General features: G+C 71.7%; 17 protein-coding genes and 2 pseudogenes. 8 read left to right on the top strand and 11 right to left on the bottom strand.

Features of this window, described 5'->3' with window-relative positions:
* The first annotated feature begins 150 nt into the window (after positions 1-150).
* Positions 151-2,115: a penicillin-binding transpeptidase domain-containing protein gene (locus AB0B94_RS19810; RefSeq protein WP_357281846.1), complete on the top strand. Its 1,965-nt coding sequence runs from the start codon at positions 151-153 to the stop codon at positions 2,113-2,115.
* A gap of 676 nt (positions 2,116-2,791) precedes the next feature.
* Here AB0B94_RS19810 and AB0B94_RS19805 read toward each other — a convergent pair.
* From AB0B94_RS19805 to AB0B94_RS19775, 7 genes and pseudogenes are all read right to left on the bottom strand, one after another.
* A pseudogene (locus tag AB0B94_RS19805) lies at positions 2,792-3,757 on the bottom strand (arginase family protein); the annotation flags it as partial.
* Positions 3,758-3,826: 69 nt separating this feature from the next.
* Complete coding sequence (locus tag AB0B94_RS19800; protein WP_238670500.1) at positions 3,827-4,750, bottom strand: tetratricopeptide repeat protein; 924 nt, start codon at positions 4,748-4,750, stop codon at positions 3,827-3,829.
* 177 nt (positions 4,751-4,927) lie between these two features.
* Positions 4,928-6,616, bottom strand: coding sequence for a methylmalonyl-CoA mutase family protein (locus tag AB0B94_RS19795; RefSeq protein WP_357281843.1), 1,689 nt, complete (start codon positions 6,614-6,616; stop codon positions 4,928-4,930).
* A gap of 145 nt (positions 6,617-6,761) precedes the next feature.
* Positions 6,762-7,175 (bottom strand): Asp23/Gls24 family envelope stress response protein, encoded by a 414-nt coding sequence (locus tag AB0B94_RS19790; RefSeq protein ID WP_357281840.1) that lies wholly within the window; start codon positions 7,173-7,175, stop codon positions 6,762-6,764.
* 156 nt (positions 7,176-7,331) lie between these two features.
* Complete coding sequence (locus AB0B94_RS19785) at positions 7,332-7,748, bottom strand: Asp23/Gls24 family envelope stress response protein (protein WP_357281837.1); 417 nt, start codon at positions 7,746-7,748, stop codon at positions 7,332-7,334.
* Between the two features lie 445 nt (positions 7,749-8,193).
* Positions 8,194-9,195, bottom strand: a complete 1,002-nt coding sequence (gene meaB, locus AB0B94_RS19780; protein ID WP_357281835.1) for a methylmalonyl Co-A mutase-associated GTPase MeaB — start codon at positions 9,193-9,195, stop codon at positions 8,194-8,196.
* Between the two features lie 55 nt (positions 9,196-9,250).
* Positions 9,251-10,450 carry an acetyl-CoA C-acetyltransferase gene (locus AB0B94_RS19775; protein WP_357281833.1) on the bottom strand — a complete coding sequence of 400 codons (1,200 nt, stop codon included), beginning with the start codon at positions 10,448-10,450 and terminating at the stop codon, positions 9,251-9,253.
* A 62-nt stretch (positions 10,451-10,512) separates the two neighbouring features.
* On the opposite strand from AB0B94_RS19775, the gene mce reads away from it, so the two are divergent.
* The 7 genes and pseudogenes from mce (at position 10,513) to AB0B94_RS19740 (ending at position 18,359) form a co-directional block, all read left to right on the top strand.
* On the top strand, positions 10,513-10,989 hold the full coding sequence (gene mce / locus AB0B94_RS19770; protein ID WP_210785794.1) for a methylmalonyl-CoA epimerase: 477 nt from the start codon (positions 10,513-10,515) through the stop codon (positions 10,987-10,989).
* Between the two features lie 342 nt (positions 10,990-11,331).
* Positions 11,332-12,687 (top strand): crotonyl-CoA carboxylase/reductase, encoded by a 1,356-nt coding sequence (gene ccrA / locus AB0B94_RS19765; protein ID WP_357282160.1) that lies wholly within the window; start codon positions 11,332-11,334, stop codon positions 12,685-12,687.
* A gap of 333 nt (positions 12,688-13,020) precedes the next feature.
* The gene (locus AB0B94_RS19760; RefSeq protein ID WP_091405818.1) at positions 13,021-14,286 is read left to right on the top strand and encodes a DivIVA domain-containing protein; all 1,266 of its coding nucleotides are present in this window, start codon (positions 13,021-13,023) and stop codon (positions 14,284-14,286) included.
* A 177-nt stretch (positions 14,287-14,463) separates the two neighbouring features.
* The gene (locus AB0B94_RS19755; RefSeq protein ID WP_357281830.1) at positions 14,464-16,542 is read left to right on the top strand and encodes a hypothetical protein; all 2,079 of its coding nucleotides are present in this window, start codon (positions 14,464-14,466) and stop codon (positions 16,540-16,542) included.
* Between the two features lie 234 nt (positions 16,543-16,776).
* Positions 16,777-16,911 (top strand): annotated as a pseudogene (locus AB0B94_RS19750) (DNA-binding protein); the annotation flags it as partial.
* On the top strand, positions 16,902-17,090 hold the full coding sequence (locus AB0B94_RS19745) for a DUF397 domain-containing protein (protein WP_357281827.1): 189 nt from the start codon (positions 16,902-16,904) through the stop codon (positions 17,088-17,090). The pseudogene AB0B94_RS19750 and the gene AB0B94_RS19745, both read left to right, overlap by 10 nt.
* A gap of 168 nt (positions 17,091-17,258) precedes the next feature.
* Positions 17,259-18,359, top strand: coding sequence for an AI-2E family transporter (locus AB0B94_RS19740; RefSeq protein ID WP_357282158.1), 1,101 nt, complete (start codon positions 17,259-17,261; stop codon positions 18,357-18,359).
* A 44-nt stretch (positions 18,360-18,403) separates the two neighbouring features.
* Here the strand turns inward: AB0B94_RS19740 and AB0B94_RS19735 are convergent, their stop codons facing one another.
* The 4 genes from AB0B94_RS19735 to AB0B94_RS19720 all read right to left on the bottom strand — a co-directional run bounded on the left by AB0B94_RS19735 (position 18,404) and on the right by AB0B94_RS19720 (position 21,386).
* On the bottom strand, positions 18,404-19,213 hold the full coding sequence (locus AB0B94_RS19735) for an alpha/beta hydrolase (RefSeq protein WP_357281825.1): 810 nt from the start codon (positions 19,211-19,213) through the stop codon (positions 18,404-18,406).
* Between the two features lie 186 nt (positions 19,214-19,399).
* Complete coding sequence (locus AB0B94_RS19730; RefSeq protein ID WP_238670517.1) at positions 19,400-19,729, bottom strand: hypothetical protein; 330 nt, start codon at positions 19,727-19,729, stop codon at positions 19,400-19,402.
* 11 nt (positions 19,730-19,740) lie between these two features.
* Positions 19,741-20,895 (bottom strand): hypothetical protein, encoded by a 1,155-nt coding sequence (locus AB0B94_RS19725; RefSeq protein WP_357281822.1) that lies wholly within the window; start codon positions 20,893-20,895, stop codon positions 19,741-19,743.
* Positions 20,892-21,386, bottom strand: a complete 495-nt coding sequence (locus AB0B94_RS19720) for a SigE family RNA polymerase sigma factor (RefSeq protein ID WP_357281820.1) — start codon at positions 21,384-21,386, stop codon at positions 20,892-20,894. Before AB0B94_RS19720 ends, AB0B94_RS19725 begins: the two co-directional genes overlap by 4 nt.
* Positions 21,387-21,393 lie beyond the last annotated feature (7 nt).

Here is a 21,393-nt window from a genome sequence, read left to right as displayed (position 1 = left end):
AGGTTGGCCGGCTCCGGGATACCCCGCCACGCGATGTTCATCACACGGGTACGGCCCGTCTTTGAGCGCGGCCGAGCACCTGGGGGACGTTGGGGACGACGTTCCCGTACTACCGTGCGAGGGCAGTCCGAGATCGGAAGGACCAGCTTCATGCCCTTGTCGTACCCCCGGCCCCACCGGCCGAACCCCGCCCGCCGGCTCGCCGCCGCCACCACCACGGCGCTGCTCGCGGCGGGTGCCCTGGTCGGTTGCTCCGGTGACGACGGGCCGCAACGCACCGTCGACGCCTTCCTCGCGGGTTGGCGCAGCGGCGACCTCCAGGCGGTCGGTCTGATCGACCCGCTCGGCTCGAAACTGCCGTCGGCCGACGTGGCTCGCGAGATCAAGGACCTCTCCGGTGAGCTGGCCGCCACGCCGCCCACGCTGACGCGTCGCGGCGAGCCGAAGATCACGAAGGACATCGCCACCACGACCGTCCAGGTGGAGTGGACCCTGCCCGGTCAGACCCGCTGGGCGTACGACCGGGAGGTTCGGCTCGCCCACGGCGGCGACGACCAGTGGCAGGTGATCTGGGAGCCGAAGGTGGTGCACGAGCAGCTCACCAAGGGTGACCGGTTGGCGCTGCGTCGCGACCCCGGTGCCCGCGCCGCAGTGCTTGACAACGCCGGGAAGGCGCTGGTGACCCCGCGCCCGGTGGTCCGGGTGGGTGTGCAGCCCAACGGGGTCACCGACATCAGGAAGCTCGTCAAGGACCTCGACGCGGCGTTCACTGCCATCCGCCCGGCGCTGGTCCCCGGCGTCGACCTGGCCGACCTGCCCGACCGGGTGGCCAAGGCCGAGCCGGGCGCGTTCGTCGAGGTGGTGTCGCTCCGCGAGGAGGCATACCGCCAGATCAAGCCCCGGATCTACGACCTGCCCGGCACCAAGTTCGTCTCCGACAAGATCGACCTGGCGCCCACCCGCGAGTTCGCCCGTGCGCTGCTCGGCAGTGTCGACCAGGCGCAGGCCGACGACCTCGCCGCACACCCCGACCGGTACGTCGTCGGCGATCTGGTCGGGCATGGCGGGCTACAGGGCCGCTACGACGAGCGACTGCGCGGCGGCCCCGGGCTGACAGTTGTGGTCGAGCGTCCGGCCGAGGGCGGCAAACTCGAACCCACCGGCGCTGAGCTGTTCCGCCGGGAGCCGCAACCCGGGCAGGCGCTGAAGACCACGCTGGACGTCGCCGTCCAGAACGCGGCCGACGGGGCACTGCGCGCCGAGTCGCGCCGATCCGCACTGGTGGCGCTCCGCATCAGCGACGGCGCCGTGCTCGCCGCCGCCAACGGCCCCGGCCCGGCCGGGGAAAATCTGGCCTTCGACGCCCAGGTGCCTCCGGGCTCGACGTTCAAGATGGTCAGCACGCTGGGCCTGCTGGACCGGGGCGCGGTCACCCTGGACGGGCCGGTGGACTGCAAGAAGACCTTCACCGTGGACGGCCGGTCCTTCAAGAACTCCGACAACTTCGAGCTCGGCTCGGTGCCGTTCCGCACCGACTTCGCCAAGTCCTGCAACACGGCGTTCGCCGCGCTGGCCCCGAAGCTCGGCGGCGACGGGCTGGCCGCCGCCGGTCGCTCGCTGGGCCTGGAGGGTCAGTGGGACCTCGGCACGGACGCCTTCACCGGCAAGGTCTCGACGGGCGGAAGCCTGGCCGAGCAGGCCGCCGCGTCGTTCGGGCAGGGCACCACGTTGGTCAGCCCGCTCGCGATGGCCGGCGCTACCGCCGCAGTGGCCCGCGGCCGCTTCGAGCAGCCGAAGCTGCTGATCGACCCGGCGCCAGCCAAGCCGGCCCCAGCGGGCGAGCAGCTCAAGCCGGAGTCCGTCGAGGCGCTGCGCACGATGATGCGCGAGGTGGTCACCGCCGGCACCGGCAGCGCGCTCAAGGATGTGCCGGGCGAGGTGTACGGCAAGACCGGCACCGCCGAGTACGACGACAACCCGGCGCACACCCACGCCTGGTTCGTCGGCTGGCGGGGCGACGTGGCGTTCGCCGTCTTCGTGGAGAAGGGCGGGGCCAGCACCGCCTCGGCCGTCCCGATTGCCGAGCGCTTCCTTCGCGCCCTCCCAACCCCCTGACCCCACCGGCCTCGGCCCTTCTGGCCTTGATCCACTCGGTTTCGGTGAAACTGCGGTGTCCAAGCCACCCGGACGCCCCGGATTCACTGAAACCGAGTCGATCAAGGCCGGGTGGCCGAGGGCCGGGTCAGGCGGTGTCGGCTTCGCGCCCTTCGGGCGGATTCTGGGTCGACGGGGAGATACGTCGGAGCAGACCTGGACCGGCCGACGCCGGCGGGCCGACCGGTTCGCGCTCGATCAGCGGCGCGATACCGGCCGCGACGCCCGGCGGCTCGGGGTGGGCTGGTCCGCCGGTGCCGGGCGACTCCGCCTCGGCCGGCACGCCGCGAGGCGCCGCGCCTGGGGTGCCGCCGCCAGCCGGCCCGAGCCCAGCGGGCCCGACGCCAGCAGACCCGAGCCCAGCAGACCCGACGCCAGCAGACCCGAGCCCAGCCGGCCCGAGCCCAGCGGGCCCGAGCGCGGCGGGCCCGAGCCCAGCAGGCCCGAGCTCGGCGGACCGGACCCCGGCGGTGTCGAGGTCAGCGGCGACATCAGGCTCCGCGACCCGCTCAACGCGGTCGAGCCCATCAGGGCCGGCCAGCCCGTCGAGCCCAACCAGCCCGTCGAGCCGCTCGACACGGTCGGCACGCTCGGCACGGTCGGGACGCTCGGTGGCTGTCGCGGCCCGGCCGTTGCCGCGCCGCGGAGAGGGCGTCGGCCGTGCCGACAGCAGTCGGGGCGGCACGGCTTCCGGGGCGGTCACCGGCGCCAGACCGGCGACCACGGTGTTCACGATCTCGGCCGCGTACGAGCCGTCCGGGTCGTAGTCGGGGTCGAAGACGGTCAGCTCCACGCCGAGACAGTGCGGGGTGTCGACCAGGCCGGCGAGCAGGATCTCCAGCTCGGCGAAGGCGATTCCACCCGGGTCGGGGGCGTCCACGGCGGGCATCACCGCCGGGTCGAGCACGTCCACGTCGATGTGCACCCAGTAGCCCGCGCAGTCGGCGAGTTGCTCGTGCGCCCACTGGGCCGTCCGGGCGGCGCCTTCGGCGCGCAGCGCCGGCACCGGTCGGGTGGTGATCCCGGCGGCCTGGAGGTCGAGCCGGTATTCGTCCTGGGCCCGGATGCCGAGTACCACCACGTCGATGTCGCGGAAGTAGGGCCGCCGGCCCTCCAGCGCGGCCAGGTCGGCCTGCCCTCGCCCGGTGACCAGGGCCAGGTCCTCACCGGCGGCGGCGCCGACGTAGGAGGCGTTGCCGGGGTGCCGAAAGTCGGAGTGCCCGTCGACGAAGACCAGCCCGATCCGCCCGCCGACGGCCTCGCCGAGGCGGTGCATGGCCAGGGCCGAGCCGAGGAGCACGGAGCAGTCGCCGCCGAGCACCACCGGGAACTCGCCCCGGTCGATGATCGAGCCGATGCGTTCGGCGAGGGCCAACGAGTAGTCGGCGATCTCCCGGGCGTGGCAGACCCCGTCGCCGGGCCGCCAGTCGCCCGGGTCGTAGCGGGCGGGGGTGACGCAGCCGGCGTCGCGGGCGCGGAGCCGGGCCAGCAGGTCGTGGTCGCGCAGCGCCCCGGGTGCCTTGGCGCAACCCGGGACCGACGTGGGCGTCGGCGGCCGTAGACCGAGATTTGTCGGCGCGTCGAGGACGGCGATCCGGCGCATCGTGAGCTCCCGTCCTCGGTGGTCGGGCGGGCCGGCCGGAACGCCGGCCCGCGCTGGCGTGCTACGAACTCAGAACAGGGCGCTGGCCAGTGCCCGACGCGCCGAGGCGACGGCCGGATCGTCCGGGCCGGCGATGGAGAAGAGCGAGACCAGGTGCTGGCGAACCGTTTCACGGTCCTCACCGGCGGTGCGCCGGACCAGACCGACGAGCCGGGCGTACGCCTGCTCGGCCAGGCCGCTGAGCACCTCGATGTCGGCGGCCAGCAGTTGGGCGGCGACGTCGTCGGGGGCGCTCTCGGCGGCGGCCAGCGCGGTGGACGGGTCGGCGCCGGCCACCCGGCGGGCCACTCCGACCTGGGCCAGCCCGGCCGTGGCCGCGGCGTCCGCCGGGGCGTCGGCGAGGATCTTCCGGTACGCCTGCTCGGCGGCGTCCAGATCGCCGCTCATCAGCGCGTCGTCCGCCTCGTCGAGGCGGGGGTCCTCCGGCTCGGCGACGGTCACGCCACCGGCCTTGAGCACGGCCTGGATCCACTGCCGCAGCTGAGCCTCGGGAACCACTCCGGAGAAGGCGTCGACCGGCTGGCCGCCGACGACCGCGTAGACCATGGGGATGCCCTGCACCCGGAACATCTGGGCGATTCGGGGATTTTCCTGCACGTCGACCCGGGCCAGCACCCAGGTGCCGCCGCCCTCGGCGTTCAGCCGCTCCAGGACCGGGGCGAACTCGTCGCTCTCCGGGAAGCCGGCCGCACCGAAGAACACGACGACGGGCGTAGCCATCGAGCGTTCGAGCACGTCGGACTGGATGGTCGCCTCGGTGACGTCCACGATGGCGGTGTCACCGCCGGTGGTGGGCGCGCCGGGGGCGCCGTTGGACGGGCCGCCCTGCGGGGGCGTGCCGGGGCGGGTACTTGCTGGTGCGGGGCCACGCAGCGTGCTGAGGTCGACCGCGCCGCGGGTGAAGATCGACGAGGTGATCCGTGGGTCGCTCATGGTTACCTAGTCTCGCACGTGAGCCCGGATTCTCAGGTGACCCGCAACCCCGACGTTGCAACTCTCACGCCCCGTCCCCACCCCCGCGATCTTGCATATTCTGTCGCCGGTAGGCCGCATTCATGCCTTATGTCGGCGCAGAAACTGCAAGATCGACGGGGTGGGGGTGGGGTGGGGTTAGAAGCGGGCTGGCTCTCGGTAGGTGCCCCACTCGGCGCGCAGGGCGTCGCAGATCTCGCCAAGGGTCGCCTCGGCGCGGACCGCGTCGAGCATGGCGGGGATCATGTTCTCGTCGGTGCGGCTCGCCTCGACCATCCGGTGCACCGCCGCGCGTACCGCGTCCTCGTCCCGCGCGCTCTTGCGCTCGGCGAGCACCCGGCGCTGCTCCAGCTCCACCTCGTGCGAGATGCGCAGGATCTCCAGCTCCTTGGCGACAGTGCCGGTGTGACAGTTGACCCCGACGATCTTCTTGTCGCCCTTTTCGAGGGCCTGCTGGTAGACGAAGGCCGACTCGGCGATGTGCCCGGTGAACCAGCCGTCCTCGATACCGCGCAGGATGCCCGAGGTCATCGGGCCGATCTGGTGTGGCCCGTCTCCGCCGAGCTGCCGGATCCGGGCGAAGATCTCCTCCGCCTCGGCCTCGATCTTGTCGGTCAGCGCCTCGACGTACCAGGAGCCGCCGAGCGGGTCGGCCACGTTGACCACACCGGTCTCCTCCATCAGCACCTGCTGGGTACGCAGGGCGATCTCGGCCGACTCGTCGGTGGGCAGCGCCAGGGTCTCGTCCAGCGCGTTGGTGTGCAGCGAGTTGGTGCCGCCGAGCACCGCCGCGAGCGCTTCGACGGCGGTGCGTACGACGTTGTTGACCGGCTGCTGCGCGGTCAGCGACACCCCGGCGGTCTGCGTGTGGAACCGCAACCACAGGGCCTTCTCGCTGGTCGCGCCGTAGACGTCGCGCAGCCAGCGGGCCCAGATCCGGCGGGCGGCGCGGAACTTGGCGATCTCCTCGAAGAAGTCGAGGTGCGAGTCGAAGAAGAAGCTCAGCCCCGGCGCGAAGACGTTCACATCGAGCCCACGCGAGAGACCCAGCTCGACGTAGCCGAAGCCGTCCGCCAGGGTGTACGCCAGCTCCTGCGCCGCTGTCGAGCCGGCCTCCCGGATGTGGTAGCCGGAGACCGACAGCGGCTTGTAGCGCGGGATCTCCCGGGCGCAGTACTCCATCAGGTCGCCGATCAGGCGCAGGTGCGGCTCGGGGTCGAAGAGCCACTCCTTCTGCGCGATGTACTCCTTGAAGATGTCGGTCTGCAGGGTGCCGTCCAGCTTGGACAGGTCGGCGCCCTGCCGCTCGGCGGCGACCAGGTACATGCAGAACACCGGCACGGCCGGGCCGGAGATGGTCATCGAGGTGGTGACGCCGGCCAGGTCGATGCCGTCGAACAGCGCCTGCATGTCGGTGGCGGTGTCGATGGCCACGCCGCAGTGGCCGACCTCGCCGAGCGCCTGCGGGTCGTCCGAGTCGCGGCCCATCAGTGTCGGCATGTCGAACGCCACGGAGAGCCCGCCGCCGCCGGCGCCGAGGATCATCTTGTAGCGCTCGTTGGTCTGCTGGGCGTTGCCGAAGCCGGCGAACTGCCGGATCGTCCAGGTCCGACCGCGGTAGCCGGTCGGATACAAACCCCGGGTGTACGGATACTCGCCCGGCCAACCGATCCGTTCGAAGCCCGGATAGGTGGCCCCCTCCGGCGGCCCGTACACCGGCTCCACCGGCATTCCGGAGAGCGTGGTGAAGTCCGCGTCCCGCTTGCGCGCGGCGTCGTACCGGGCCTGCCAGCGCGCCCGTCCGGCGTCGATCTCGTCGGCGTCCATGAGCAGGGCTCCTCCTCGGGTCCTCGACTGCCCGTCGAGTGTAAGGCCCCTACCTGAACGATCGCTAAGTCACGCCCTACCGGCGGGTAACGGCAGACGCTGCATGATCGACCCGGGAGGTGGCGCAGGTCGCGTCGCGCACCGCTCAGGCCGGGGGTGTGGTGGGGGTGTCGCCGATCGCCATGTCGTCAACCCGGATGTTGACCTCATCGACCCGCAACCCGAAGACCTCGACCGCCTCGGTCACACGAGCGCGCACCTGACCGGTGACCTCCGACACGGGCCGACCGGCCTGAATCACCAACACCAGGTTGACCACTGCGGCGTCCCCGGTCACGTGGGCCGAGCAACCCCGCCGGGCGTCACCCACCTGGTCCAACCCGACCCGGTCGAGAACCGCGTTGAAGAACCGGGCGACGTCCCCGCCCAAATCGGCCACGCCGGGCACCGCGCGGGCCGCCGCGACGGCGATCTTCTCGATCACCTCGTCGGCGACCTGCGTCGTCCCGCCAGCCGGCACCGACGCCCTCGCCAGCTCCCGCGTTGCTTCCAGGTCCACAGTCGCTCCCTGCTCCTCGCACCACCGCGTTCGGGCACGTCCGGCCCCACTGAAGACGGGGCGGTGCGAGCCTACTGGGACGATGCGTCCCCGGATGTTCCCGGCGGACAGCCAACGGGCGGCGCGGCAGCCGTCACGCCGTTGGGCAGTTACGCCTCAGGCTCCGGCTGCCGCACCCGGCTGGTTCAGCTCGATGTCGTCCACAGTGACGTTGACCTGGGTGACCGTCAGGCCGTACTTCTCCACCGCCTCGATCACCGCGGCCCGCACCGCCTCGGTCACGTCGGCTACGACGTGACCGGCGTCGATCACCAGGACCACGTTGATGACGGCCGAGCTGCCCTTCACGTCGGCCGATATGCCCCGCCGAGCGTCGCCCACCTCGTCCAGGCCGATCCTGTCCAGCACGCTGTTGAAGAACCGGGAGACATCGCCGCCGAGGTCGGCGACACCGGGCACGGCACGAGCGGCCGCACCGGCGATCTTCTCGACGACCTCGTCGGAGACCGACGTGACACCCCGCGCCGCGCCCGTCGCGGGCTGCACTGCACCGTTCTCCACCGCGTCCGTCATGATCACATCTCCCCTGGTCCGACACATTGTGGACCGACCGTTCCGTCAGCCCGCTCGCGAGGCCGGCCATTCGGCGGCCACGCGCCGCGAGCCTACTAAAACCGGAGTGACCTTCGCTTCCGGGCAACCGAACCACGGCGTCGCAGCGACGTACCGGCGTGGAGTTCGGCGCACCATCGGACCACTTGGGCCGACGATCGGAACAATCCACAATGGATCGCTCCCGCTACACGAGTGCGGTCTGTCTGATGCGCAGGACGCATCGACGAGGGGCGCTTCGGGTACTACGCGGGGCCGGTGCGGGCCGACGCTGGCGGCCAGTGGGTCAGGTTCGGTGGCCAAAGCCGCGGCACCTGCTGGACCAGCCCCTGGGGGCACTGCGGATAGATCCGCGGACGCGGGGCCGTCGCCGGTCGTCGGCGGCGGCCCCCGCCGCACTCCCCGGTCAGCGCGCGAGCTGGGCGAGCAACTCGTCCGCCGCCGTGTACGGGTCGGTGGCGCCCTCGGCGACCTTCGCGGCGAGCGTGGCCAACTCCGTACCGTCGCGCAGTGAGCCGATCCGGGCGCGGAGGGTGCCGAGCGCGATCGCCTCGATCTCGGCGGCGGCCCGCGTCTCCTGGCGGCGGCGCAGCTCGCCGTGCTCGACCAGCCAGCCCCGGTGCTTGTCGATGGCGGCGGCGATGTCGTCGATGCCCTCGCCGCGCGCGGCGACCGACCGGACCACCTGGGGCCGCCACTGCCCCGGCCCGCGCTCACCGAGCGCGATCATGCCCTGGATGTCACGGACGGTGGCGTCGACGCCGTCCCGGTCCGCCTTGTTGACCACGAACACGTCGGCGATCTCCAGGATGCCGGCCTTGACCGCCTGGATCGCGTCGCCCATCCCGGGTGCGAGCAGCACCAACGTCGTGTCGGCGAGCGAGGCGACCTCCACCTCGGCCTGCCCGACGCCGACCGTCTCCACCAGCACCACGTCGCAGCCGGCGCCCTCGAGCACCCGGACCGCCTGCGGCGTGGCCGCGGCCAGCCCGCCGAGGTGCCCCCGGCTGGACATCGACCGGATGTAGACGCCCGGATCGGTGGCGTGGTCCTGCATCCGCACCCGGTCGCCGAGGATCGCACCGCCGGTGAACGGGCTGGACGGGTCGACCGCCAGCACGCCCACCCGGTGCCCGCGCGCCCGCAGCGCGCGGACCAGCTCGTTGGTGGTGGTCGACTTGCCCACCCCTGGTGAGCCGGTCAGCCCGACGACCTGGGCCTGCCCGGCGTACGGCGCCAGCGCCCCGGCGATCTCCGGTAACAGCGCGTCACCGTTCTCCACCAATGTGATCAGGCGAGCCACCGCGCGGGGGTCGCCAGTGCGGGCCCGCTCGACCAGCAGCGGTACGTCCCGGCTGCGGCGCACCGACGTGGTGACCGCTGCCGGGACGTGCTCAGCCTCGCTCACTGCGTCATCCCTGTCCGTGTCCGCGGGGCTCGCAGGACCGACTCACTCCTCGTGCTCACTGGCTGGTCTCGGCCTTGCCCGGCACGTGGATGATCAGCGCGTCGCCCTGGCCACCGCCGCCACACAGCGCGGCCGCGCCGGTGCCACCGCCGCGCCGCTTCAGCTCCAGGGCGAGGGTGAGTACGAGACGCGCGCCGGACATGCCGATCGGGTGCCCCAGCGCGATCGCGCCGCCGTTGACGTTGACCTTGTCCGGGCTGATCCCGAGGTCCCGGGTGGACTGGACGCCGACCTGCGCGAACGCCTCATTGATCTCGATGAGGTCCAGGTCCGCGACGCTCAGGCCACCCTTCTTCAGGGCGTGGTTGATCGCGTTGGACGGCTGTGAGTGCAGGGAGTTGTCCGGGCCCGCCACGTTGCCGTGCGCACCGATCTCGGCCAGCCAGGTCAACCCGAGTTCCTTCGCCTTGGCCTTGCTCATCACGAGCACCGCGGCGGCCCCGTCGGAGATCGGCGACGAGCTGCCGGCGGTGATGGTGCCGTCCTTGGCGAAGGCCGGGCGCAGCTTGGCCAGCGACTCGACAGTGGTGTCCGGACGGATGCCCTCGTCCTCGGTGATCACCAGCGGGTCACCCTTGCGCTGCGGGATGACGACCGGGGCGATCTCGTCGGCGAAGTGGCCGTTCTTCTGCGCGGCGGCGGCCCGCTGGTGGCTGGCGGCGGCGAAGGCGTCCTGCTCCTCACGCGTGATGCCGTGCTTGACGCCGAGCCGCTCGGTCGACTCGCCCATCGAGCAGCAGTCCCAGGCGTCGCTGAGCCCGTCGTGCGCCATGTGGTCCTTGACCACCACGTCGCCGTACTTGTAACCGGTGCGCTGGCCCATCAGCAGGTGCGGGGCGTTCGTCATCGACTCCATGCCGCCGGCCACCACGATGTCGAACTCGCCGGCGCGGATCAGCTGGTCGGCCAGGGCGATCGCGTCCAGGCCGGAGAGGCAGACCTTGTTGATGGTCAGCGCCGGCACCGACATCGGCACGCCGGCCTCGACGGCCGCCTGCCGAGCCGGGATCTGACCGGTGCCGGCCTGCAACACCTGCCCCATGATCACGTACTGGACCTGGTCCGGGCTGACGCCGGCACGCTCCAGCGCCGCCTTGATGGCGATCCCGCCCAGCTTCGTGGCGGGAAGGTCCTTGAGGTTGCCCAGCAGCCGGCCCATCGGGGTCCGCGCGCCGCTGACGATCACCGAAGCCATGCCTGCCTCCGAGAGGGGTGCCGAGCTGTACGCCTTAACGATTGTTCGGCCAGACTAGCGCCATGGCAGAGAACTCCCCCGTCGAGCCCGGTGCGGACTACGTCACAGACATCGGACTTCGCAAGATTGACCACGTCGGGATCGCCGTGGCCGACCTGGACGCCGCGATCGACTTCTACCAGCGGACGTTCGGGATGCGCTGCGTCCACGTGGAGACCAACACCGAGCAGGGCGTACGGGAGGCGATGCTTGCCGTCGGGCCGACCACCGAGGGCGGCTGTGTGCAGTTGCTCGCCCCGCTCACCCCGGAGTCGACGATCGCGAAGTTCCTGGACCGCAACGGGCCCGGCGTGCAGCAGGTCGCGTACACGGTGGTGGACATCGACGCGGCCTGCGCCGCGCTGCGCGAGCGCGGCGTGCGCCTCCTCTACGACGCACCGAGGCGTGGCACCGCGGACAGCCGGATCAACTTCGTCCACCCCAAGGACGCCGGCGGCGTCCTCGTCGAACTGGTCCAACCCGCCCCCACCCCCCACTGACCCCCTACCCCCCGCCGCCCCCCCCTGTTGATCAAGAGGTGTGCGTCAACCGGCGCCTCGTCGGTGACCGAAAGCTCTTGATCGACAGGGGGTGGCGCCCTGGGAGCCCGGTGGGCGCGCACGTCAGTGCGCGATTCGTGGGGTGGCTGGACACCTTCACGCATCGGCGGATGCAGTTTTTCACAGAGGACTTCCCGGCCTAGCTACCGTTCAGTAACGTCCGGCCCCACAGGAGCGCGACCGGTGCCGGATGTGTCGAATGCCGACATGGCGGTCGTGCCCACCGGCGCCGACGATGGCAGCACCCGGGCCCGTGCGGGTGCGGATGAACCGGAGGTCACCGTGCAGGACATCCTCGAAGCGATCATGGCGGCGGAGGAATCGAACGATCCGGACCGCGAACTCGCCGGCCTCGCCGGGCTGCCCGTACCGGAGAGCTACCGGGGCGTGGTGGTCCGCGCCGAGGAGGCCCGGATGTTCGACGGCATGGCCACCCGGGACAAGGACCCGCGTAAGGCCCTGCACGTGCAGGAGGTGCCGACGCCGGAGCTGGCGCCGGGCGAGGCGCTGGTCGCGGTGATGGCCAGCGCGATCAACTACAACACGGTGTGGACCAGCATCTTCGAGCCGCTGCCCACCTTCAAGTTCCTGGAGCGCTACGGCCGGGTCTCCGAGCTGACCCGCCGGCACGACCTGCCGTACCACGTTGTGGGCTCGGACGCGGCGGGCGTGGTGCTGCGCACCGGCCCCGGCGTGACCCGGTGGGCGCCCGGCGACGAGGTGGTCGCGCACTGCCTCTCCGTCGAGCTGGAGGACGCCGCCGGGCACGACGACACCATGCTCGACCCGCAACAGCGGATCTGGGGCTTCGAGACCAACTTCGGCGGGCTGGCCGAACTGGCGGTGGTCAAGGCCAACCAGCTGATGCCCAAGCCGCGGCACCTGAGCTGGGAGGAGGCGGCCAGTCCCGGGCTGGTCAACTCCACCGCGTACCGGCAACTCGTCTCGCACCACGGCGCCAACATGAAGCAGGGTGACGTCGTGCTGATCTGGGGCGCGTCCGGCGGCCTCGGCGGCTACGCCGCCCAGATGGCGCTCAACGGCGGCGCGATTCCGGTCTGCGTGGTGTCCTCGCCGGAGAAGGCCGAGCTGTGCCGCCGGATGGGAGCGGATCTGGTCATCGACCGCGCCGCCGAGGGCTTCCGCTTCTGGAAGGACGAGGAGACCCAGGATCCGGACGAGTGGCGGCGCTTCGGCGAACGGATTCGCGAGCTGACCAGCGGCGAGGACCCGGACATCGTGTTCGAGCACCCGGGCCGGGAGACGTTCGGCGCCAGCGTCTACGTGGCCCGGCGCGGTGGGACCATCGTCACCTGCGCCTCCACCAGCGGCTTCCTGCACCAGTACGACAACCGCTACCTGTGGATGCACCTCAAGCGGATCGTCGGCAGCCACTTCGCCAACTACCACGAGGCGTGGCAGGCCAACCGCCTGGTCGCGCTCGGCAAGGTGCACCCGACGGTGTCGCGCACCTACCCGCTGGAGCAGACCGGCCAGGCCGCGTACGAGGTGCACCGCAACGCCCACCAGGGCAAGGTCGGCGTGCGCTGCCTCGCACCCACCGACGGGCTGGGCGTACGCGACGGAGAGTTGCGGGCCCGGCACGAGGACGCGATCAACCGGTTCCGGGGTCACTGAGCGGCACCGCCGGCTCCCGGGGTCACTGACCGGGCTCCGGGGTGCCGAGGCGGGTCCCGGCCGGACGGTGGAACGCCGGATGACCATTGCGCTGATCGCTCATTGTTCTTCCGCCCCCATTAGCGGATACGCCACCCGGATCGAACAAAGGGCCTCGGGGTAACCCCGGGGCCCTTTTCCGCGTCACGCTGCGTGGCGTCCGACCCGCCGGGACCTGCCAAGATCGCCGATTGGTCCCACCTCGCCGATCGCGGGAGTTGACCATGTAAAGAGGGCACGAAAGCTTCGCACCGCTCTTGCGAAGCACCCTGGGGCGTCTGCCAGTATGTCCCAATGCCCCAGCAGCAGTCCTCCCCTCTCGCGTTCTTCGATAACGCGAACTCGCAGCCAGATTTCACCGTTGGCCTGCGCGGATACAACACCCATCAGGTCGACGACTTCCTCGGCCGGATGACCGCCGCGCTGACCCAGTCCGAGCAGGCCCGTGCCGAGGCCGAGCAGCGGATGAACGACGCCCAGCGTCGGCTCCGCCAGGCCGAGCAGCGCATGAGTGCGCTGGAGCAGAAGCTCACCGACACGAACAAGCAGCTCGAAGAGAACAGCCGACCCACCCTCTCCGGGCTCGGCACGCGCGTTGAGCAGATCCTCCGGCTCGCCGAGGAGCAGGCCAACGACCACCGCAACGAGGCCAAGCGCGAGTCGGAGGGCATCCTCTCCGCCGCCCGCCTCGAGGCCCGCGAGATCACCGACAAGGCCCGTGCCGAGGCCGCCGCCATGAAGGCGAGCGCCGAGCGCGAGGCGGGCAACCTGCGCACGGCCGCCGAGCGCGAGGCCGCCGAGGTCCGGGTGCAGGCTCGCCGCGAGGCCGACACGCTGCGCGCCGACGCCGACCGGGAGACCAAGCAGCTGCGTACTGTCACCGCGCACGAGGTGGCCGAGCTGAAGTCGACAGTCGAGCGGGAGGTCGCCACCCTGCGGGCCACCGCCGAGCGGGAGATCACCCAGCAGCGGGCGAAGGCCGCCCGCGAGGCTGAGGAGAAGCGCGCCGAGGCGACCAAGCTGCTCACCGATGCGCGGGACAAGCGCGACAAGGACCTGCAGGCGCTGGAGCTCCAGCTGGCCGAGCGGCGGGAGAAGGCCGAGCGCGAGGAGTCCGAGCGGCACGCCGCACAGGTCGCGCAGACCCAGAAGATGGTCAGCGAGGCCGAGCAGCGGGCCCGGGCCGCGCAGGAGCGGGCCAAGGAGATCGAGCAGCGCGCCGAGGCGCGGCGGGTCGAGTCGGAGCGCAACGCCGCCGAGACGGTCGACAAGGCCAAGGCCCACTCGGAGAAGACCCTCAACGAGGCGAAGGCCGAGTCGCAGCGCCTGCTCACCGAGGCTCGCACCGAGGCGGAGCTGACCACGCAGGCCGCTCGCCGCGAGGTCGAGGACCTCACCCGGCAGAAGGACGCTGTCACGTCGCAGCTGGGTCAGATGCTCTCCGGCCTCGCCGGCATCGTTCCGGGAATGCCGGCGCAGGCCGCTCCGGCCGCCAAGCCGGAAGCAGCCAAGAAGACCGATGGTGGTCAGGAGCGGGTGCCCGCGGAGACCGCCGGCTGACGCGAGGCGTCAGGTCGGGGCATCGACGGCGCGAGGTGACACCGGGTAACCGGTGCCACCTCGCGCCGTATGCGTTTCCTAACCCCTGGTATCCGTTGGCAGCAACGGAGTGAAGTAGCTCCCACAAGGCCCGTCCGTATCGCCCCAGCCGGGCCCGTTGCGTGTGAGGATGGGGGCATGTCGCACGGCGAGGAACTGTTCGCTCTCGGCGGGGACGTGACGACGGAGCCCAGCTTCGAGTCCGCTCTGCGGGGGTACGAGAAGAAACAGGTCGACCGTTATGTCGCACGTGCTGAGCACGAGATCGCGACCCTCGCCTCCGAACGGGAACAGGCGTACACACAGATCCACAAGCTCGCCGGCCAGGTCGAGGTTCTCCAGCGCGACCTGACCCAGGTGCGCAAGCAGATGAACGTCGTCGACCGGGCGTCGTTCCGGCACCTCGGCCCGCGGGTCGAGTCGATCCTCACTCTCGCCGAGGAGCAGGCCGAGCAGATCCTCGGCGACGCGAACGGAGAGATCGAGGCTCGTCGTGCCGCCGCCGAGCACATCATCGAGGAGGCCCGCGAGCAGGCAGCGCGGGCTCTGAAGGACTTCGAGATCGCCCTCGCTGCCCGACGCGCGGAGGAGGAGCGGCACAGCGCCGCGCAGCGGGCCGAGGCGGACGCGGCCCTGCGGTCGGCCAAGGACGAGTCGGCGCAGTTGCGCAAGGCCGCGCAGGACGCTCTGGCGAAGGCCCAGCAGGAGGCCACCCAGCTGCGGGATTCGGCCAAGGAGATCCACACCCGGGCCCAGCAGGAAGCCACCAAGCTGCGCGAGACGGCCCGCGAGACGCTGGCCAACGCCCGGCAGGAGGCAAGCGATCTGCGCGATGCCGCCAAGGAGGTGCATGCCAAGGCCCTCCAGGAGGCCAAGCGGCTCACCGACACCGCTACCGAAGCCGGGCGGGCCACCCACGCCAAGGCGCAGCAGGAGGCCAAGCAGATCATCGACGACGCGTCGATGGCCGGTCGGGCCACCCGCGCCAAGGCGCAGCAGGAGGCCGAGCGGCTGACGACGCAGGCCACCGAGTCGGCGAAGCGCAGCCGCGCCGACACCGAGGCGTACGTGCAGCGCATGCGCACCGAGACCGAGGCGTACGTGCAGCACACCCGGGCGCAGACCCAGCAGGAGCTGGGCGCGTGGCGGGCAGGGGTGGAGCAGGAGGTCAACTCCCGTCGGGAGGCGGCCGACCGGGAGCTGGCGCAGCGACAGTCCGCGGCCGAGCAGGAGTTCGCCAAGCGCCGCGACGAGCTGGACAAGCACCACGCGGCGCGCCAGCAGGAGCTGGAGGCCGGGTTCACCAGCCGTCAGCAGGAGCTGGAGGCCGGGTTCACCACCCGCCGCGACGAGCTGGAGACCGAATACTCCACCCGGAAGAACGAGCTGGAGACCGAGTACACGGCTCGCAAGAACGAGATCGAGCAGGGTGCGGCCGGCGTCCGTCAGGCTGCCGAGCAGGACGCGGCGGCGCTGCGCCAGCGGTCCGAGGCAGAGGCCGCCGAGCTGCTGAGCCAGGCCGAGGCCGAGGCCAGCGACAAGCGCCGCAAGGCCGACGAGCATGTCGCGGCGTCCCGGCGGCAGTTCGAGGAGTACGCGGCCACCACGCAGCAGCACCTGGCCACCACCCAGCAGCACCTGGCGGCGACCCAGCAGGAGTCGGCGGCGGGCCGTCAGCAGTTGGCCCAGGTGATGTTGGAGATCGCCCAGGCTCAGCAGCAGCTGGCGGATCTGCGGCAGGAGACCTGGAAGGCCCGGCAGGAGTCCGACGAGCTCCAGCGCCAGATGTCCGAGCTGCGGTTGCAGAGTGTCGCCGGTCCGATCGACGGCCCGACCGCGCCGGCCGGAGACGCCAGCGCGAGCGAAGGCGTGCCCGGTGGTGGGGACGACGGCGTGAGCGTTGCCGCCGGCTCGGGTACGGGCGGCGGGCTGAAGACGGAGCCCGCCGACACCAGGCAGCCGGTGAACGCCGGTGCGGAGGAGCCCGGGCAGTCCACGACGCGGCCGGTCGGCGAGCCGGTGACCACTGTGGACGGCGGCACGGCGAGCGCCGGGGTGGACGGTGAGCCGACAGTGGCCGCCGTTCCGGGCGAGGGTGGCCGGGGCGCCAAACCCACCAAGATCACTAGCACCGGTGAGAACGGCAAGCGACCCACCAAGCCGACCACCGACGAGCGCAGCGCGAAGCCCAGCAAGGTCACCATCGAGAAGGAGTGACGGGCACCCGCCAGTCGAAGCTTTGAAATCTTGGACACTCTCCGTCAGCGGCTGACGGAAAGTGTCCAAGATTCACTTCTGCGCCGGGTGGCCTAGGGGCGCGCTGGGGATCCAGCCGGCCGCGATGAGGGCGCGACGGACGCTGTCGGTGACCTCGTCCGGGCGAGCGCGAACCAGCCAGGCCGGGAAGCGCAGAATCCGGTCGCCGCTGGTCCAGACGCCGTTCTGCCGGCGCTTGCCGGCGTCGTGGTTGACGGAGGTGGCGACGTGGCTACGCTGCTCTCACGGTGGGAGACGGTTCGCAACGAAGCCCTTTCTCGTCGGCACTCGATTGACCTGATGAAGGAAGCAGTGGGTTCATGCACCTGAGCGGCGCAGTTTGGCGCACCTCCACTCGCAGCGGCAACAGTGAGTGCGTCGAGGTGGCGGACAATCTGCCGGGGGTCGTGGGGGTGCGGGACAGCAAGGATCCGGCCGGTGCGGTCCTGGTGTTCGTGCCCGCCGCGTGGCGGGCGTTCGTGGCCGTCGCCCGTCGTCCGACGGCCTGAGCCGGGAGGTTCCTGGTGCCACAGCACGACCCTTCCGGCGACGAGCCGGACGTGACCCCCGCTCCCCCGCCAGCGGAAACCCCACAATCGGCGCAGACGCCACCACCGGCGCAGACGCAGCCGGCCCCACCGGCGGAAACGGCACAGCCAGCCGAGACGCCACCGCCGGTGCCGGTTCCCGTGCCGGGGGTCGACCCGGATGAGCCGCCGGCTGTCCCGTCGGGGAAGTTCGGCACACCGGGGCGGCCACTGCGCCGCAGCAGCTTTCTGATCGGTTTCACCGGTGCGCTGGGAGTGCTGCTGGCGTACACCCTCTATCTGGGGATTCGTAACGCCGGCGGCATCCTCGTGCTGGTGGTGATCGCGCTCTTCCTCGCGGTCGGCCTCAACCCGGCAGTGGTCCGACTGGGCCGCTGGGGTGTGCCGCACGGCCTGGCGGTGGCGGCGGTCGCCCTGACGGTGGTGCTGCTGCTCTGCGGGGGCGTGGTGGCGCTGGTTCCGCCGATCGTCACCCAGTCGGGGCAGTTCATCGACCAGATCCCGAGCCTGCTCGACGAGTTGCGCCGCAACCCGACGGTCAATGACCTGGTGGAGCGGTACGACGTGGTGGAGCGGGTGCAGGGCGCTGCCAACGCGGAGACTGTCGGACGGGCGCTCGGCGGGGTGCTGGGCGGCGCACAACTGATCTTCGGCACGGTGTTCCGAACGCTGACCGTGCTGGTGCTGACCATCTACTTCCTGGCGTACTTCGACAAGCTGCGCTCGCTGGGCTACTCGTTGGTGCCCCGGTCGCGGCGGCAGCGGGTGCAGCTGATCGGCGACGAGATCCTGGCCAAGGTGGGCTCGTACATGGTCGGCGCGCTGAGCATCGCGGTGCTGGCCGGCGCGACCACCTTCGTCTTCGCGCTGATCGTCGACCTGCCGTACCCGTTCGCGCTGGCCGTGGTGGTCGCGGTGACCGACCTGATCCCGCAGATCGGCGCCACCCTGGGCGCGGTGATCGTGAGCCTGGTCGGGTTCGCCGCCGACCTGCCCACCGGCATCGCCTGCGCGGTCTTCTTCCTCATCTATCAGCAGGTGGAGAACTACCTCATCTACCCGAAGGTGATGCGGCGTTCGGTGGAGGTCAACGAGGTGGCCGCGCTGCTGGCCGCGCTGCTCGGGGTGGCGCTGCTGGGTGTGGTGGGCGCGCTGATCGCCATCCCCACTGTGGCCGCGCTGCAACTGATCCTGCGCGAGGTGGTGCTGCCCCGCCAGGAGCGCCGCTGAGTCGGCCCGCCTGGGTGGCGGCCAGACCCGCGCGGACGGGCGGGTCAGTCCGCCTTGGTGGCGGCCGGGCCGGGGACGGGGGTGTCGGCGAAGGCGGCCACCGTCCGGTCGGCGTACGCGCTGACGTCGCCGGCCTCCATCGGGCCGTCCCAGGTTGTCGGGAGCGGCACCTCGACGGCTGGGTTGACCCGCCGGACGATCTCGTCGAGCACCGTCTCCGCGTCGCCCACCCACAGGTGCTTGGCGCCCGGCACCCCGACCACCTCTGCCTGTGGCACGGCGGCGAACCGCTCCCGCGCCTCGGTGGGGCGCAGGTAGTCGTCGAACTCCGGCACCAGCGCCACCAGCGGCCGACCCGAGTCGGCCCAGGTGGCCAAGTCTTCGGGGGCGGAGAAGCGCAGCGGCGGGGAGAGCAGGATCGCCCCGGCTATCGCCGGGTCGCAACCGTACTTCAGCGCCAGGTCGGTGCCGAACGACCAGCCGACGAGCCAGATGTTGGGCAGCTCGGCGAACTCCGCGTACTCGATGGCGGCGGCCACGTCGTACCGCTCGCCCACCGCGCCGTCGAAGGCTCCCTCGCTGGTGCCGCGCACGCTGCTGGTGCCCCGGGTGTTGAACCGCAGCACCGCCAGGTCGGCCAGCGCGGGCAGCCGCCAGGCCGCCTTGCGGAACACGTGGCTGTCCATCATTCCGCCGTGGGTGGGTAGCGGGTGCAGGCAGACCAGGGTGGCCACCGGCGGCCGGTCGGCCGGCAGGGCCAGCTCACCGACCAGCCGCAGACCGTCGGCGGTGTGCAGCTCGATGTCCTCCCGGCGGCCGGGCAGGATCGACGACGCGCGGATCGCTGTGCTCACCGCCCAAGTCTGTCGCGAAGTCGCCCCCGCCGCCCGCCCAGGCACTGACAGGGTGACCCAGGTCGCTACCGGACGGGTCGGCCCGGCCCTGACGCGGCAGCGCCCCGCGCAGGTCGGCCCGGCCCTGACGCGGCAGCGCCCCGCGCAGGTCGGCCCAGCCCTGACGCGGCAGCGCCCCGGACGAGGTCAGTAGCGCGGGGATCCCCTGCCACGCTGCACCGCCGGCCCACGCCGGTCCCGGGCCCGCCAGCAGCCGCTGTGCCAGTGCCGCCGGTCGGTCAGGTCACCCAGGCCGTCCGCCGGCCAGGCCACCAGGTGCGCCACCCCTGGTCGGATCTCCTGGTTACACCCGGGGCAGCGGTACGTCTTGACCGACGCGCCAGCGCCGATGCCGCGTACCTGCCAGGCGCCGTCGGTCCACTGCTGCACCGAGGCGACGCCCTGGCGGACCCGGTCGGCGTCCAGGTTGGCGTTCTCGTCCCGGCGAGGGCGGTTGCGACGGGGGCTCACAGTCACCAAGGTTACGGTCACTTCCAGCTGGCCGGCTCGCCAAGGTCGTCGGCGACCCGGAGCCCGCCGATGACAGTGCTGACCTCGGCGTCCGTGGGCGACCGCTCCCAGCGGTTCTCGTGCCCCATGGACAGCAGGGTGTTCGGAATGCCGAGTACGTGCCAGAAGTCGCCCATGTCGAACACCGGCCTGCCGGCGATTGTCCGATTGGCCGTGGCACGGTCGGGCGAGGAGCGACGGGGTGTGTAGTTGAGCCGCACCGGCAGGGTGGCCGCGCCTTCGAGAGCGACTGTCAACGCCGCTTCGGTGTCGTCCGAAGCGGCAACGGGCATCTGCGTCGGCGTCGTGGTTCCCGCCACATTCACGATGCGGGGCCACACCAGTTGCCGCACCGCCACCTCGCACGTGCTGATCCGGGCACCGGGTGGCAGGGCGGTCAATTGAACCGGCGCGACACAGCGGCGGGCTTCGTCGAACCGAAGCGCCGCCGCCGCCCGGCGGACCTCGGCGCTGGTCTCCCCGAGAGCCGCGACCCGGACGTACAGGCCCGGGACGGGCTGCCAGCGCAGCACCCAACCCCTGGTGACCCTGTCGAGCTGACGTATCACCCCGTTGTACCTCGATGCGGCGTCGACGCCCTGGCCGGGCGGGGCAGGATCCTTGTCGCTGGTGCCGGCGTCCGCTCTGTCGGGGCCGATGTCACGAAGCTGGCTCGGGTCACCGGTCTCGGCCGTGCGTGGGTCGGCGGCGACGATCACCATCGCCTGCACGCCGTCACCGAGGTCCAGTCGCATGCTCTCGACCTGGCCCGCGGAGCGCCAGGCGACCGACTCCGCCGCTGTCGGATCGACCCCGAAGTGCAGCAACTGTGGATCCGTGCCGATCGCTGCGGGGCGCTCCGCTGCCCCCGGAACCCCCGGCGCGCGGGGCGGGGTGACCACGACCGGGCTGGGCGTGACGGCCGGCTGCGGCGGCGCGGCGGGCGGCGTACGCAGTGCCACACCGGCCCCGAGCATCACCGCGACGCCGAGCGCCGCCCCGATGGCGGCGCGCCGCCGTCGCCGACGGGCCCGTCCCCCGTTCACCGCCGCCGTCAGCAGGCTGTCGGTGTCCACGGGCCCGTCGGCCTGCTCCCGGAGTGCCCGGGCGATCCGCTCGTCGAGGCTGGTCACGGCCGGCTCCCGTTCGTCGTGGGAACGCCGTGGCGCTCCCGCAGCTGGCTGAGCGCCCGCATCGCATGGGTGCGGACGGTGACCGGGGAACAGCCGAGAATCTGGGCGATGGTCGGGTCGTCGAGGTCCTCGTAGTAGCGCAGCACGAGCACAGCGCGTTGCCGGCCGGGGAGGCCGAGGATCAACCGCCACATCTCGTCCCGGTCGGCCGCATCGCCGCTGAGGTCCCCGCGCCCCGGCCGGTCGGCAAACTCGGCGGTGGCCAGCTCCCTGCTGGATCGGCGGCGCCACCAGGAGGTGTTGGCGTTGACCATCATCCGGCGCACGTAGACGTCCGGGCGGTCGGCACGGGCGATCTTCCGCCAGTGCACGTAGGCGCGCGCCAAGACGTCCTGGGTGAGGTCCTCGGCGCGGTGTTCGTCACCGGTCAGCAGCCGGGCCAGCCGGACGAGCGCCGGCCCGCGACTGCTGACGTATTCCTCGAAGGTCACACCACTC

This window comes from Micromonospora sp. NPDC048986 (genome assembly GCF_040649335.1).
Classification (GTDB): domain Bacteria; phylum Actinomycetota; class Actinomycetes; order Mycobacteriales; family Micromonosporaceae; genus Micromonospora; species Micromonospora alfalfae.
This window is presented reverse-complemented; position numbering and strand designations above follow the sequence as displayed.